Source organism: uncultured Tateyamaria sp., assembly GCF_947488715.1.
In the GTDB taxonomy this organism is placed as follows: domain Bacteria; phylum Pseudomonadota; class Alphaproteobacteria; order Rhodobacterales; family Rhodobacteraceae; genus Tateyamaria.
Genome location: NZ_CANLAG010000002.1, coordinates 346,117 through 360,721, shown reverse-complemented (window position 1 = coordinate 360,721; position 14,605 = coordinate 346,117). Strand labels below are relative to the sequence as shown.

Below are 14,605 nucleotides of genomic sequence, written 5' to 3'. Positions count from 1 at the left end.
AGGCTAGACCTCAGGTGCCATCAATTCGACTTCGGGGCCGTCCGTGACGTCCGTATAAAAACAGGTGCGCCGCCCTGTGTGACAGGCGGGACCGGTTTGACGGATGCGCAGCAACAGGCAATCCCGGTCACAATCAACCCGCATCGATACCAGTTCCTGAACGTGCCCGGATGTTTCACCCTTGATCCAGAATGACTGGCGCGAGCGCGACCAATACGTGACGCGCTTTGTGTCCAAGGTTCGTGCAACCGCTTCGGCGTTCATCCAGGCCATCATCAGAACGTCGCCGTTTTCGTCATCTTGAGCGATGGCGGGGATCAGGCCGTTTGCATCATAGCGCAGTGTGGCGGGGTCAAACGGAACGGTCATGGCAAAACCTTTTTGCATCTGGTTCAGGGCCGCTTATGTAAGGACAAAGACCACACGACACCATACCCGGATCATGCCATGCCCGCCGACACCGACCTGATCAAACTCTATTCGACACGCATCCTGGCTCTGGCGTCCGAGATACCGCATGCCACCCGCCTTGATGCACCCGACGCCACGGTCAAGAAACGCTCCCCCCTGTGCGGATCGACCGTCACGGTGGATGTGCAAGTCACGGATGGGCGGATCAGTGGTTTTGGACAGGACGTAAAGGCATGCGCCCTGGGTCAAGCTGCGGCGTCGGTTACTGGTGCGGCAGTCATCGGGCGAAATCTGAGCGAGCTTGAGGCCGCCCGCGACGGCTTGCGCGCCATGTTGAAATCAGGTGGCCCCGTACCGGACGCGCCATTTGAAGGGTTCGAAGTATTGGAACCTGCGCGGGACTACAAAAATCGCCACGCGTCGATCTTGCTCAGCATCGAGGCCACAACCGAAGCCTTGGATCAGGCACTGCGGTCTGATTGCGCCTGACTGCATTAGCCAAATCTGAACGAATTCCCCCTACCCACCTGTCATTCGATATGTAGCAAAGGCGCTTGAATGACGGCCCGGCAAGAGTTTCCCGAGATACCGCAGTTGAACGCTTTGGCGCGTGCGGCAGCAACCCTTGGCTATGAAATCGTCGACATCGCCGGATTTCTCGACATGGTCGAAGCCCAAGCACTTGAGCAACGCACGGCGCTTTCTGCGTTGGAAAGCGGAGCAAGTGACATTGAGGCCGCCAATGCGGCGGTGCAAACATCCGCGTTCGACCTGGGCGAAAGCGTTTCACGCACGGCCGAAGACGTTGAACAGTCAGCGACCCTGATGCGCGCGCTCGGGGCACGTTCGCAGGATGTGGCGGAGTGGGTTCAGGATTTGTCCGATCGCAGCGGCACGGTCAGCGACACCCTGAAAGCGGCCAAAGACAACAACGCCCAGATCGCCGCGATCTCAATGCAGGTCAACACACTGGCCATCAATGCCAAAATCGAAGCCGCGCGCGCCGGGGATGCCGGGCGTGGCTTTGCCGTCGTGGCCGAGGCGATCAATGAACTCTCGCGCAAGACCAAGGATGCGGCCGCGCAGATCTCCACCAATATCGAGACGCTGACCGACTGGATTGCCACCCTGAATGTCGAGGCGAGCAATGTCTCACAAACGGCAACCGAACTGATTGACCATTCAAGCAGGACCGACGGGGCGCTGACGCGGATGGAACGGTCGATTGCCGACACGCAAGAACAGGCACAGCGGATCGAAACCCAGGCAGGTAAAGTGCGCACCGCTATTGAGCAGTTTTCACCGGATATGCGCGGGATCGGAGCCAGCATTGCAACCACGACCTCTGGCATCCACGAAGCACATGGACGTATCCAACGGTTGATCGACACATCGGAAACCATTGTTCAGTCCAGTGCGGGCTTGGGCGGGATGACTGATGATGCGCCATATATCGCTTACGCGCGTGATCGTGCCGCTGCGATCATCGCGGCCTTTGAGGCGCTGCTTGAAAGCGGGCGCCTGACACGCAACGCGCTGTTTGACCGCGCCTATCAACAGATACCCAACACCAACCCGGCGCAGGTCCGAACGGCTTATGTCGATCTGTTTGACCAGATTCTGCCGGCTATCCAGGAACCTGCGCTAGAGTTTGATCCAAAGGTCGTGTTTTGCGCGGCTGTGGATGTGAACGGTTATCTGCCGACGCACAATCTCAAGTTCTCACAACCGCAAAGCCACGACGTTGTCTGGAACACCGGGCATTGCCGCAACCGACGCATTTTTGACGACCGTGTGGGCCTGAAGGCTGGCCGGAACACTGCGCCATTCCTGTTGCAGGTGTACCGACGTGATATGGGCGGCGGCGCGTTCAAGATGATGAAAGACTTGTCTGTACCGATCACGGTGAACGGTGAACACTGGGGTGGGCTGCGCCTCGCCTACACGTTCTGAACCACGCAAAAAAAAGCGCCGCACATCCGGGCGGATGGCGGCGCGAGGAAAGCGTCTCTTGCGTGGGACAGATCCGGAACCCCGAAGGCAGACGGGGCGTGATACGGCAGGCAGAGCCGGTCACGAGGGCGCCAATTGGGACGGGCGCAAAAAGGGATCGAAGCAAGATCGCAGGCAGAACTCAGATCAAGGCAGGAAGATGCAGACCCACCACCAGCATCACCGCCAAGGCCGCTGCCCCAATCGCATCCTGAAGCAATGTGGCTTCGGCGCGGGTGGCAATATCCTTGATGTGGCGCAATGTGGTCATGTCGGCATCTCCCATCTTGAGTTGCCTCTTTGTTCCCATATTATTAACGAAGCGTAAAGAACTTTTTGAGAACATTTGCGAACTTTTTGGAACAAATAGGGTTAACCGACTGATATCAAACGGATCGCCTCGTCTTGCCGCATCAACCACAAGAGAACGCGGGCCGCTTGACCTCGAGGGGAACTGAGAGTCGGATCATCAGCCAGCAACTTTCGCGCATCGCTTTGCGCCACGGCCATCAGCGCGGATTGGCGATCCAGATCCGCAATCCGAAACTTGGGCACCCCAGACTGTGCTGTGCCGATCAGATCGCCATAACCCCGCATCTGTAAATCCGTTTCAGAGATGCGAAATCCGTCCTCGGTTTCCCGCAACACCTCTAACCGTTTTTGCCCCGCCTCGGACATCGGAGCCTGATAGAGCAGCAGGCAGGTTGAAGCCGCATCACCACGCCCAACCCGCCCCCGCAACTGGTGCAACTGAGCGAGCCCAAAGGTTTCGGCACGTTCAATGACCATGATGGTCGCGTTTGGAACGTTCACACCGACTTCGATCACCGTTGTCGCGACCAGCACGCCCGTCTCGCCCGCTTGGAACCTGGCCATTGCCGCATCTTTGTCCGCAGGCGGCATTTGCCCATGCACCAGACCCACGCGGTCCTCGCCCAAAACAGCGCGCAAGCGTTTGAACCGTTCCTCCGCCGCTGTCAAATCCACGGCTTCGCTTTCCTCGACGAGTGGACAGACCCAGTAACACTGCCGCCCCTCGGCCATGGCAGCACTGAGGCGCGCGATCACTTCGTCCATGCGCCCTGTGCTGACCAATGCCGTTTTGATCGGTTTGCGTCCGGGCGGTTTTTCATCAAGGACAGAAACATCCATGTCGCCATATTGCGCGAGCGCTAGGGATCGCGGGATTGGCGTGGCAGTCATGACCAAAACGTCCGCCCCACCCCCTTTTTGACCAAGTGCAAGGCGCTGTCGCACACCAAACCTGTGCTGTTCATCGACGATGGCCAGACGCAAATCGGCAAATTGTACGTCGTTCTGGAACACAGCATGGGTGCCCACGAGAATGTGGATGTCCCCACGCGCAAGCGCATCCAGTTTGGCCTGTCGTTCGCGCCCCTTATCGCGACCAGTCAACAGCTCGAGAACGACGCCTGCGTCCTCGGCCATGGGTTGCAACCCTTCAAGATGCTGACGCGCCAGAATTTCCGTCGGGGCCATCATCACGCCCTGCCCGCCCGCTTCGACGGCAATCAACAGCGCCATAAACGCCACGAGCGTCTTGCCAGCACCGACATCCCCTTGCAGCAGGCGGTTCATTCGCGCGGGCTGCGCCATGTCGGCCGCTATTTCGCCAATTGCCCGTTCTTGCGCACCCGTCGGCGCGTAAGGCAGGCCAGCGCGCACACGTTGCTGCAGCGTTCCCGACCCGATCGATGCAACCCCGGCACCCCGGCGTTCGGACACCCGCGCCAGCGCAAGTGTTAGCTGATGGGCCAACAACTCGTCATAGGCCAACCGCTCGCGCGCCACACTGGTCGGCGATACATCCCCTTGCGATTGCGGCGTATGTGCCGACCGCACCGCAGTGGTGAAATCGGGCCATTTCGCTTGCGCGACTTGGTTGGCATCAGCCCATTCAGCAAATTCCGGCAGACGCGCCAAAGCCGAACGGGACGCCTTGAACATGGTTTTCTGCGTCACTCCTGCAGTCAAAGGATAGACCGGTTCAAAGGGCGGAATCGTCTCGGCGTCTTCTTCGGGCACGATATGTTCGGGGTGCACCATGTTTGCGATGCCGTCGAACAGCTCAACCTTGCCGGAAACGATACGTGTGCTTCCTGTTGGCAGGACTTTGTTCAGGTAATCGCTCCGCCCATGAAAGAAAACGAGTTGAAAACTCGTTTGCGCGTCTTCGACATGGATCCGGTAAGCACCGCCGCGATTGCGCGCGGGGTGATGCGCGCCCACCGTCACTTTGACCGTGACAGTTGCTGGCAGCGGCAGGCTGTCCACCGTTTCCTGCAACGCACGGTCAATCCCGGAATGCGGCAAGGTAAACAACATGTCGCGCGGTGCTTGAATGCCCAGATGGTCAAGGTTCTGGGCTGTCTTCGGCCCCACGCCATCAAGCGTTTCGAGATCGGCGAAAAGAGGAAAGAGAATTTCGGGTCGGCTCATGACGCGCTGATCAGGTCCAGCCAACCGTCTTCATCAAGCGTTTCAATGCCCAGTTCCGCGGCTTTTTTCGCCTTCGATCCTGCACCTGGCCCCGCCACCAGAATGTCGGTTTTCGCGCTCACTGATCCTGACACTTTGGCGCCCAATGTCTCGGCCCGCGCCTTGGCCTCGGCCCGCGTCATCTTTTCCAATGTCCCGGTGAACACGACGGTTTTGCCTGCCACCGGGCTGCCAGACGTGTCGGGGCGCACTGCATCCTGAATATCGAGATGCGCGGCCAACCGGTCGATGCTGTCGACCTCGGCTTGCTGGTTGAAAGTCGTGACAAGCGAACCCGCCATGACAGCCCCCACGCCGTCGATGTCGGTCAGTTCTTCCCACGCGGCGTTACCCGTTTCGGCCGCACGCATTGCGGCGCTGAATGCGTCCCAACTGCCGTAGTGATTGGCCAATAGATTTGCCGCTGCTTCGCCAACGTGGCGGATCCCCAGTGCAAAGATCACGCGCCCCAGTTCGATCTTGCGCCGCTCGTCAATTGCGTCGAAGAGGTTGGTCGCTGACTTTTCGCCCCAACCCTCGCGGTTTTTCAGTTGCTGCATGCCGGTGCCATAGCGCGTGCGCAGTTCAAAAATATCCGCAGGTTCCGCGATCCACCCATCGGTATAGAATTGTTCGACTTGCTTTGCCCCCAATCCGTCGATGTCAAAGGCCGCGCGGCTCACCAGATGTTTCAATTTTTCAACGGCTTGCGCCGGACAGATCAACCCACCAGTACACCGCCTTACGGCATCACCGGGTTCACGCACGGCATCGCTTTGGCAATCCGGGCATTGGGTCGGCATCTCAAATGGGACTGACTGCTCTGGCCGCTTTGACAGATCCACATCAGCAACTTTGGGGATCACATCGCCCGCGCGGTACACTTGGACCCAATCACCCACGCGGATGTCTTTGCCATCACGAATCTCGCCACCCTTGTTGTCGCGACCAGCAATATAGTCTTCGTTGTGGAGCGTGGCGTTCGATACCACGACGCCACCCACCGTCACCGGTGTCAAACGTGCCACGGGGCTTAATGCGCCCGTGCGCCCCACCTGAATGTCGATGGCTTCCAGGCAGGTCCAGGCCAGTTCCGCAGGGAATTTATGTGCGATCGCCCATCGAGGGGTCGTCGAGCGAAAACCAAGTCGGGATTGCAAAGTCAGGTCATCAACCTTGTAGACCACGCCGTCGATATCATAGCCCAGCTGGGCCCGTTGCTGTTCGATGGCACGGTAATGCGCGACCATTTCCGCGGGTCCGTCGCAAATGGCGGTGAGCGGATTCGTCTGAAATCCAAGGTCAGCCAGTCGTGTGATCGCCGCGTGTTGCGTTTGAGCCAACGGATCCGAAAGCGTGCCCCACGCGTAGGCAAAGAACCGAAGAGGACGGGCGCGGGTGATTTGAGCGTCAAGCTGGCGCAACGATCCGGCAGCCGCATTGCGCGGATTGGCAAATGTTTTTTGGCCCGCATCCTGTTGGCGGACGTTCAGCGCTTCGAAATCGGGGTGAGACATGTAGACTTCACCCCTTACTTCCAAGACCTCTGGTGCGTCGATCAATTCGTGGGGAATATCCGCAATCGTCCGGGCATTTTCGGTAACGTTCTCACCGGTAGTGCCGTCACCGCGTGTGGCAGCCTGCACCAGTTTTCCGCCTTGGTACCGCAGTGACAGTGACAGCCCGTCAATTTTTGGCTCTGCGGTGTAGGCAAGTGGCGCATCAGACGGCAGACCGAGATATTTGCGAACACGCCCGTCGAAATCAGCCACATCTTCATCATCGAAGGCATTTGCCAAAGACAACATGGCGACACTATGTGCAACCTTGCCAAAGCCTTCGGCTGGTGCAGCGCCAACTTGCTCCGAAGGGCTATCTGTGCGCTTCAGGTCTGGAAAACGCGCTTCGATGTCTGCGTTTCGACGTTTGAGCGCGTCGTATTCGGCGTCCGAAATATCAGGTCTGTCCGCTGCGTGATAAGCGGTGTTCGCGCGTGCCAAGGTTTCGGCAAGGCGTGCCAACTCCGCTTTAGCTTGTGTGTCAGACAATTCATGGATGGCGATTTCGGCAGTCACGGCGTCCCTCGGGTCAATCTGGCCAAGAGATAGAAGCGTGTGCGGACGCGGTCCAGTCATTGATCCCATCACGCCTCAAAAAGGCGGGATCGATGGCAACAGGATGCCCAACGGAAAAGGGACCGGTCACTGCATTTGCAACCGGCCCCGTGCGTGTCATGTGTCGGAAATCAGGCGCCGATGGCGATCCGTTCGTCATCCGTTTGTTCCGCCGGTTCAGGATCACGCAATACGTATCCCCGCCCCCAAACGGTTTCGATGTAGTTATGCCCACCAGTGGCTGTGCTGAGTTTCTTGCGCAACTTGCAGATGAACACGTCGATGATCTTCAGTTCGGGCTCATCCATGCCGCCGTAGAGATGGTTCAGGAACATCTCCTTGGTCAACGTCGTCCCCTTGCGCAGGCTGAGAAGCTCGAGCATTTGGTACTCTTTGCCGGTCAGATGCACGGTCTTGTTGTCGACGCTCACCGTTTTGGCATCCAGGTTCACGGACACGTCGCCAGTGACAATCACCGACTGTGAATGACCCTTGGACCGCCGAATGATCGCGTGGATGCGTGCAACCAACTCTTCGCGGTGGAACGGCTTGGTCAGATAGTCGTCGGCGCCAAAGCCGAACCCCTTGATTTTATTCTCTGTATCGTCGGCGCCAGACAGGATCAGAATGGGCGTTTCCACCCGCGCGAGGCGCAGTTGGCGCAGAACCTCGTGGCCGTTCATATCCGGCAGATCGAGATCAAGGAGGATCAGGTCGTAGTCATAGAGCTTGGCCAGATCAATCCCCTCCTCGCCTAGGTCCGTGGCATAGACGTTCAGGTTAGCATGGGTCAGCATCAGCTCGATGCTTTTGGAGGTCGTTGGATCGTCTTCTACAAGCAGCACACGCATTCGTCGGTCTCCGCACTTGGGGGTGTCTAAGGGGTCGAACTAAACGTGAACTGAAAAGGTTAACCACACGTTACCCTTGATGGACTAATAACATAACAACTTAAGGTTGTCTATATTTTTGTAGTGCCGTCGCTTTGAGCGCCTCTTCACCATGGGTGGAGACGGCACGCACCCACTCGTGAAACTCTTCTTCGCTTAGCTTGTAACGCTCCAATGCGCCCTCTTGGGTGATCAACCCATAGAGCACGCCCCGCACCACCGCCGCCTTGCGCGACGCGACCCACCGCCGGGTGGATGCAGGCGGCAAATCCGCCTGTGTCAACACAGTCCCATCCGGGAGGGTGACGGCACGCGGGCCATCGACTTTCTTCAAATACATTACACTGCTCACGTTTGATGTTGGCCAGACCATCACCGCGCGCGTTTAATGCAGCGTTAAACCGCCCCTTGAGACTATTTCGCATTTTCATATATATGCGCCCAACATCCCCGGAGACATGCCATGCTTGACCAAACCGGTCCGCTCAATTCGCTCGGCTTTGCCAAAGCGCCCGAAGACACGCGTGTGGTCGTTGCCATGTCAGGCGGCGTTGACAGTTCTGTGGTCGCGGCCGAGTTGAAGGCACAGGGGTATGACGTGGTCGGCGTGACACTGCAGCTCTATGACCATGGCGCTGCATTGGCCAAAAAGGGGGCATGCTGCGCGGGGATCGACATCCATGATGCGCGCCGGGTGGCCGAGGAAATGGGCTTTCCACACTACGTTTTGGACTATGAAAACGTGTTCCGTGATGCGGTGATCGACGAATTTGCTGACAGCTACCTGGGTGGCGCAACACCTGTGCCCTGCATTCGGTGCAATGAACGGGTGAAGTTCAAAGACCTGTTGGAAACGGCCAAGGATCTGGACGCCGACTGCATGGCGACCGGCCACTACATTCAGCGGCTGGTGGGCTCACATGGCCCGGAGTTGCACAGTGCAGCGGACGCAAACCGGGATCAGAGCTATTTTCTGTTTTCCACAACGCCGGAACAGCTGGCCTATCTGCGCTTTCCCTTGGGGCATTTGCCGTCAAAGGACGACACCCGCGCGCTGGCGGCAAAATACGGCCTGAGCGTTGCCGACAAGCCGGACAGCCAAGATATTTGTTTTGTGCCTGACGGCGATTATGCCTCTGTTATCCGCAAGTTGCGTCCCGAAGCGGCAGCACCCGGTGACATCGTGGATGTCGACGGACGTGTTCTGGCGCAGCATGAAGGGGTGATAAACTACACCATCGGCCAGCGGCGCGGCTTGGGCATCGGCGGCTTGGCGGACCCGCTCTATGTGGTCAAGCTGGATGCAGATGCGCGTCAGGTGATCGTTGGCCCCAAAGAGATGCTGGCCACCCGAATCGTACCAGTCAAAGAGGTAAACTGGTTGGGCGACGCACCCTTCGACAGCCAGCCGGAATGGCATGTGGCGGTCAAAGTCCGTTCGACCCGCCCACCGACTGACGCCATCATCCGCCCGCTCAGCGCGACCGAGGCAACGGTTGAACTGGTGGCTGCTGAAGCAGGTGTTTCGCCGGGTCAGGCCTGCGTGTTCTACGACCGCGACAGCAGCCGGATCTTTGGCGGCGGCTGGATTCACAAGGGCTGATCTACGGCTTGCCAGATGGCGGTGGCTGCGGGTAAATGAACATACGTTCATATACGCGGAGGAACTGGCCAGATGAAGCTCGACACAACCTTAGCGATAGTTACCGGCGGCGCATCGGGCCTTGGCGAAGCCACAGCCCGGCATTTTGCGTCACGTAGAGCCGTCGTTACGATTCTGGATCGCGATGCGAATCGCGGCCCGCAAGTGGCCCACGACATTGGTGGGCACTTTGTAGAAACGGATGTCACCGACGATGTGTCGGTCCAAACTGCGATTGATCAGGCCTGCGCCCAGATGGGCGGCATTACCACTGCGGTAAACTGTGCTGGCATCGCGCTTGGCATCAAAACTGTGGGACGCGACGGCGCGCACCCCTTGCCCGCGTTCCAGAAAACCATCGACATAAACCTCGTCGGCAGTTTCAACATCGCGCGACTGGCAGCGGTCGCCATGACGCAAAACACACCCGAGCCAGACGGCGCACGCGGTGTGATCATTAACACCGCGTCCATCGCGGCCTTTGACGGCCAGAAAGGTCAAGCCGCATATGCCGCATCCAAAGGCGGCGTCGTCGGCATGACCTTGCCCATGGCGCGCGATCTCGCATCCAGCGGCGTGCGCGTCATGACCATCGCGCCGGGCATTTTCAAAACACCGATGCTGGCCGGTTTGCCCGAAGACGTGCAGACCGCCCTCGCTGCAGACGTGCCAAACCCTGCGCGTTTGGGCGACCCGTTGGAATACGCCCGCTTGGCCGCGTTTATCGTCGAGATGGGGTATTTAAACGGCGAAGTGATCCGTCTGGACGGTGCGCTGCGGATGCGATGATCAGGCGTCTGCCTTTTCGGCCAACGTCAGCCACTCTTCCTCTGCCGCATCCAGCTTGGCCTGGCGTTCGATCAAGGCATCCGTGGCCTTCTGGAATTTCACCGGGTTCGAGGTAAAGAGGTCGGGATCGGACAGCAACTCCTGCACCTTGCCGATCTCTGCCTCCAGACGCTCCATCTCCGCGGGCAATGCGTCCAGACGGTGCCGCTCCGTAAAGCTCAATCCTGTTTCGGCCTGAGCCTTGGGCTTGTTCCGGTTTTCGGACTTCTTTGCCTTGGTTCCGGCGTCCTGCGACGTCTTTGGCTGGCGTTGTGAGCGGTAGTCGCTCCAACCGCCCGCATAAACGGTCGCTTTGCCGTCGCCTTCCATTGCAATCGTCGTGATCGCCACACGATCCAGAAAGTCGCGATCGTGGCTGACCAACAGAACCGTGCCGTCATAGGCCTCGATCAGATCTTGCAACAGATCGAGCGTTTCCACGTCCAGATCATTGGTCGGTTCGTCCAAAACCAACAGATTGCTGGGCCGCGCCATCAACTTGGCCAAAAGCAGCCGCGCTTTCTCCCCCCCGGACAGCGACCGGACGGGTGCGCGGGCTTGCGCCTCGTCGAAAAGGAACTCTTTGAGGTAGCCCACCACGTGCTTGGGTGCGCCGCGCACCATAACCTGATCCGCCTTGCCACTGACGCGCATGTCCGGATCACCCGTCAGGCTGTCCCAAAGGCTCATGTCCGGATCAAGCTGTGCACGGGATTGGTCAAAAACAGCAAGTTCAAGGTTGGTACCACGGGTCACTTGCCCGTCATCCGGTGTCGTGGTGCCGATCAGCATATTCAGCAGCGTCGTCTTGCCAACGCCGTTGGGGCCGACAAATGCAATGCGGTCGCCCCTTTGTATCGTCAGAGAGAACGGCTCAAGGATCACCTTTTCGCCGAAAGACTTTGAAATATCTTTGACCTCGATGACCTTGCGGCCCGACTTCGGACCTGCCTCAAAGGCCATTGCCGCTGTCCCTTGGCGCTTGATCTGGCTGGCACGCTCCGCCCGCAACTCCTGCAACGCACGCACGCGGCCTTGGTTGCGCTTGCGTCGCGCACTGATGCCTTCCACGGCCCAGCGGGCCTCGGCCTTGATCTTGCGGTTCAGCTTGTGCCGTTGGGTGTCTTCTTCTTCCCACGTGGTGTCGCGCCATGCCTCAAAGGCGTCAAAGCCTTTCTCTTGCCGTCGCACAATTCCCCTGTCAATCCAGAGAGTTGCACGCGTTAGCTCACGCAGAAACGCACGGTCGTGGCTGATCAGTACAAACCCCGCTCTCGTCGCCTTAAGCTCCGCTTCGAGCCAGGCGATCGCTTCGATGTCCAAATGGTTGGTCGGCTCGTCCAAAAGCATCAGGTCCGGCGCTTCGGCCATCAACCGGGCGAGCGCCGCGCGACGACGCTCCCCGCCGGATGCTGTGCTGACCGGGCGCGCGGGGTCAAATTTCAACCCTTCGCCTGCGCGTTCCACTTTGTAGAGGTCCGAGGCATCAAGGCCCGCAGTTGCAAAGTCTCCAAGCGTGGAAAATCCTGACATGTCAGGATCTTGCTCCATGTAGCCAACACTGATCCCAGGGCCGGCCACGATGTCGCCGCGGTCAGCCTCGACCAGACCGCCCATCACTTTCATCAACGTGGATTTGCCCGAGCCATTGCGCCCCACCAGCGCAACGCGGTCGCCGGGCTGGATCACCAACGACAGGTTGTCGAACACAGGATCGCCACCAAAGGTAAGCGAAATATCGGAAAGCTGGAGCAAGGGGACACGGGCCATCCCCGCCAGCTAGCCGCCCTTCCTGCGGGCGTCAACCACACTGTACCGCGTGTACGCCGTTAGCTGGTGCGTCCGTGTGGCACGTGGCTTGAAGCTATGCACCGGCTTGCGCACCAAGCGGCGTTTTTCGACTAGCCAACAACCGCGCGCAGCAGCCGTTTGCGTGCCGGTGGAATCGCCCCAATCTCTACGCCGGTAAACACGTGCAGCGTGTTCATCTGGCGGTCGACAACTGCATGGTCGCTCACCCAGCCCCCCATCATGAGATAGGTCCGCAACAGTGGTGGCATCCGAACCATCGCCTTTTTGACGTCAGGGGCGCGGCGCAGGCGGGCTGCAAATTTAAAAACATGCGGGGCCTTGACCCGTGGCAGCCAGCGTTTGGGGGCCAGATGACGCGCCTTCAGCATTGCAAACGCATCCAGATAGTCGGCGGTTTCTGTCCCTGCAAAAGAAGAACAGCCAAAGAGCAGTTTGACCCCATGCGCATCCACGAACGCGGTCATTGCACCCCATGCCACGCGCAGGATGTCGGGATCTGCAACGGTCGGGTCCACGCAAAAACGGCCCATCTCGACCATGTTGCCATCATAGCTCTCTAACGCGCCGAGCTCGTAGTACTGCGCCGAGTAGCTGCGCGAGATGTCAGCGCCTGTGAGCGGCATCATACGAAAGCAACACACTAAGCTGTCGTCAACATCACGGGAGATCAGAATGTGCTTGCAGTGGGCGTCAAACAGATCCTCGTCATGTGCGAGCCCGAAACAGCGTGCGCGCAAGGCCTGCGCGTCTGCAATATCTTGCTGTGTGGTGGCCTGCCGCGCGCTGTAGCGTCCCTTTTTCAAACCGATCATGCCACGCGCCCTCCACCGATGGGATGTGCCATCCCGGTAGCACGAAACGCATGACGTTGGCGTGACAGGGTCAGAGCAACATCCTCTAGCCGTCGCCGCCAAAGGCGCCAGCGGGGCCAACGCGTCCGATGTTGCCGAGCAATTGACGCAGGAAACCGATGTTGGTTGTGCCGTTGTCCGTCACGCGCCGGTTCAGGCGGACGACATTGCCATCCTCAAGCCCAAAGCGTTCGATGTTCTGCAACACGCCCTTGCCGTCAAAGCTGATCGCCAGAACCTGACGGTCAACGACCTGCGGCCTGCGCGGGCCAAAGGTGCGCACCTTGCTGCGCACATAGAAGTAATCACCACCCTCAAGAACACCGCCCGCCGTTGGCGGCCCAACCAGGTCTTCGACCGAGGCACGGGTGTCGATCCCGACGACCAATTCCTGCAGGTCTTCTTCGGGCGGGATATAGCCGTGATTGCGGAACGTCGGCGCGCAGCCCGCAACGGAAAGGGCCAAAACGGTGGCCAGTAATGCTGTAAAGGTCCGCATTCCGGCCCCCCTTGTCTGCGACGCCCCTTGCTCAGAGGACGCCGTGCTTTTATCTCGACTTACTCAAGGATTGGCTCTGGTTCAAGAAACGAAAGTAGGTGGCATGTCCAAGACCCCTCCCTCGCGCGCGGCTTTGCGGGTGTCAGACCTGGCACAAAACACCGCCACAGCCTTTGAAATCGTGCCTGATGCGACGCAGATGACGGCCATCGCGCAAGAGTTGGACCTGACCGGTTTGCGCAAGGTGCGTTTTGTCGGCGAGGTTCAGGCCGAGGGGCGTGCCGACTGGCGATTGACGGCGAAATTGGGCGCAACGGTTGTGCAGCCCTGCGGTGTGACGCTGGCCCCAGTCACCACACGCATAGACGTTCCCGTGACACGGTTGTTTCTGCGCGCATGGCAAGAGGTCGATGATGAAGAGATTGAAATGCCTGAGGACGACTCGGTCGAGGCATTGGGAATGTGGATTGACCCCGAGGCCGTAATGATCGAGGCGCTGAGCCTCGAGATACCGGCCTATCCACGTGCCGCCGATGCCGAACTGGGGCAGACCGTGCTTGCCGAACCGGGTGTCGCCCCCCTGACAGACGAAGCGATGCGCCCCTTTGCAGGGCTGGCCGATCTCAAGGCGAAACTCGAAGGCGACAAAGAGGGCTGATTTGCCCTTGCGCGCCTGACAAAGATGCGTATTTTGCCGCCCTCACGTCATTTTGGGTTGGACATGGCCAAGGGCTTTGCCTAAACGCACGTCACGCCCACGATCGGACGACAGAATTTGCGCCCCACACCGGGCACGTTGAAACACGCATCCGCGCAATGCCGCGGCCCTGCCCAGAAAACCAAAGGCCCATTCCAATGGCTGTGCAACAGAATAAAGTGTCGAAATCGCGCCGCAACAACCGCCGTGCGCATGACAGCTTGACCCCCGCGAACCCCAACGAATGCCCAAACTGCGGTGAGCTGAAGCGCCCGCACCACGTTTGTGCGGCATGCGGTCACTATGACGACAACGAGATCGTCGCGATGACCGAAGAAGTTGATCTGGAAGACGACGCGGCGTAACGTAC

General features: G+C 59.1%; 15 protein-coding genes. 6 read left to right on the top strand and 9 right to left on the bottom strand.

Annotated features, from left to right (window positions below; all coding sequences use genetic code 11):
• Positions 1–3: 3 nt before the first annotated feature.
• The gene (hisI, locus tag Q0936_RS06060; protein WP_299298682.1) at positions 4–369 is read right to left on the bottom strand and encodes a phosphoribosyl-AMP cyclohydrolase; all 366 of its coding nucleotides are present in this window, start codon (positions 367–369) and stop codon (positions 4–6) included.
• A 78-nt stretch (positions 370–447) separates the two neighbouring features.
• Between hisI and Q0936_RS06055 the strand changes: the two genes are divergently transcribed.
• Complete coding sequence (locus Q0936_RS06055; RefSeq protein WP_299298684.1) at positions 448–900, top strand: iron-sulfur cluster assembly scaffold protein; 453 nt, start codon at positions 448–450, stop codon at positions 898–900.
• 69 nt (positions 901–969) lie between these two features.
• Entirely contained in the window at positions 970–2,364 is a 1,395-nt protein-coding gene (locus tag Q0936_RS06050) for a methyl-accepting chemotaxis protein (RefSeq protein ID WP_299140884.1), read from the top strand.
• Between the two features lie 181 nt (positions 2,365–2,545).
• Here the strand turns inward: Q0936_RS06050 and Q0936_RS06045 are convergent, their stop codons facing one another.
• The 5 genes from Q0936_RS06045 to Q0936_RS06025 form a co-directional block, all read right to left on the bottom strand.
• Positions 2,546–2,674, bottom strand: a complete 129-nt coding sequence (locus Q0936_RS06045; protein ID WP_299140883.1) for a hypothetical protein — start codon at positions 2,672–2,674, stop codon at positions 2,546–2,548.
• A 101-nt stretch (positions 2,675–2,775) separates the two neighbouring features.
• A complete protein-coding gene (gene recG, locus Q0936_RS06040) occupies positions 2,776–4,863 on the bottom strand; it encodes an ATP-dependent DNA helicase RecG (protein ID WP_299140881.1) in 2,088 nt (695 codons plus the stop codon).
• Positions 4,860–6,977, bottom strand: coding sequence for an NAD-dependent DNA ligase LigA (ligA, locus tag Q0936_RS06035; RefSeq protein WP_299298686.1), 2,118 nt, complete (start codon positions 6,975–6,977; stop codon positions 4,860–4,862). The genes recG and ligA overlap by 4 nt, the downstream gene beginning before the upstream one ends.
• Positions 6,978–7,147: 170 nt before the next feature.
• Entirely contained in the window at positions 7,148–7,867 is a 720-nt protein-coding gene (ctrA, locus tag Q0936_RS06030; RefSeq protein WP_299140877.1) for a response regulator transcription factor CtrA, read from the bottom strand.
• 100 nt (positions 7,868–7,967) lie between these two features.
• Positions 7,968–8,246 (bottom strand): DUF1153 domain-containing protein, encoded by a 279-nt coding sequence (locus Q0936_RS06025; protein ID WP_299140876.1) that lies wholly within the window; start codon positions 8,244–8,246, stop codon positions 7,968–7,970.
• Between the two features lie 123 nt (positions 8,247–8,369).
• Here Q0936_RS06025 and mnmA point away from each other — a divergent pair, with 123 nt between their 5' ends.
• Together mnmA and Q0936_RS06015 are read left to right on the top strand one after the other, a co-directional pair.
• Positions 8,370–9,509 carry a tRNA 2-thiouridine(34) synthase MnmA gene (gene mnmA / locus Q0936_RS06020; RefSeq protein WP_299298689.1) on the top strand — a complete coding sequence of 380 codons (1,140 nt, stop codon included), beginning with the start codon at positions 8,370–8,372 and terminating at the stop codon, positions 9,507–9,509.
• A gap of 72 nt (positions 9,510–9,581) precedes the next feature.
• The gene (locus Q0936_RS06015) at positions 9,582–10,337 is read left to right on the top strand and encodes an SDR family NAD(P)-dependent oxidoreductase (RefSeq protein WP_299298692.1); all 756 of its coding nucleotides are present in this window, start codon (positions 9,582–9,584) and stop codon (positions 10,335–10,337) included.
• Here Q0936_RS06015 and Q0936_RS06010 read toward each other — a convergent pair whose 3' ends face one another.
• The 3 genes from Q0936_RS06010 to bamE form a co-directional block, all read right to left on the bottom strand.
• Positions 10,338–12,146 (bottom strand): ATP-binding cassette domain-containing protein, encoded by a 1,809-nt coding sequence (locus tag Q0936_RS06010; protein WP_299298696.1) that lies wholly within the window; start codon positions 12,144–12,146, stop codon positions 10,338–10,340.
• A 131-nt stretch (positions 12,147–12,277) separates the two neighbouring features.
• Positions 12,278–13,000: a GNAT family N-acyltransferase gene (locus Q0936_RS06005; RefSeq protein ID WP_299298699.1), complete on the bottom strand. Its 723-nt coding sequence runs from the start codon at positions 12,998–13,000 to the stop codon at positions 12,278–12,280.
• Positions 13,001–13,085: 85 nt separating this feature from the next.
• Entirely contained in the window at positions 13,086–13,538 is a 453-nt protein-coding gene (bamE, locus tag Q0936_RS06000; RefSeq protein WP_299298702.1) for an outer membrane protein assembly factor BamE, read from the bottom strand.
• Between the two features lie 103 nt (positions 13,539–13,641).
• Here bamE and Q0936_RS05995 point away from each other — a divergent pair, with 103 nt between their 5' ends.
• Both Q0936_RS05995 and rpmF read left to right on the top strand, forming a co-directional pair.
• On the top strand, positions 13,642–14,196 hold the full coding sequence (locus tag Q0936_RS05995; protein WP_299298705.1) for a DUF177 domain-containing protein: 555 nt from the start codon (positions 13,642–13,644) through the stop codon (positions 14,194–14,196).
• A 197-nt stretch (positions 14,197–14,393) separates the two neighbouring features.
• Positions 14,394–14,600, top strand: coding sequence for a 50S ribosomal protein L32 (gene rpmF, locus Q0936_RS05990; protein WP_189370522.1), 207 nt, complete (start codon positions 14,394–14,396; stop codon positions 14,598–14,600).
• Positions 14,601–14,605 lie beyond the last annotated feature (5 nt).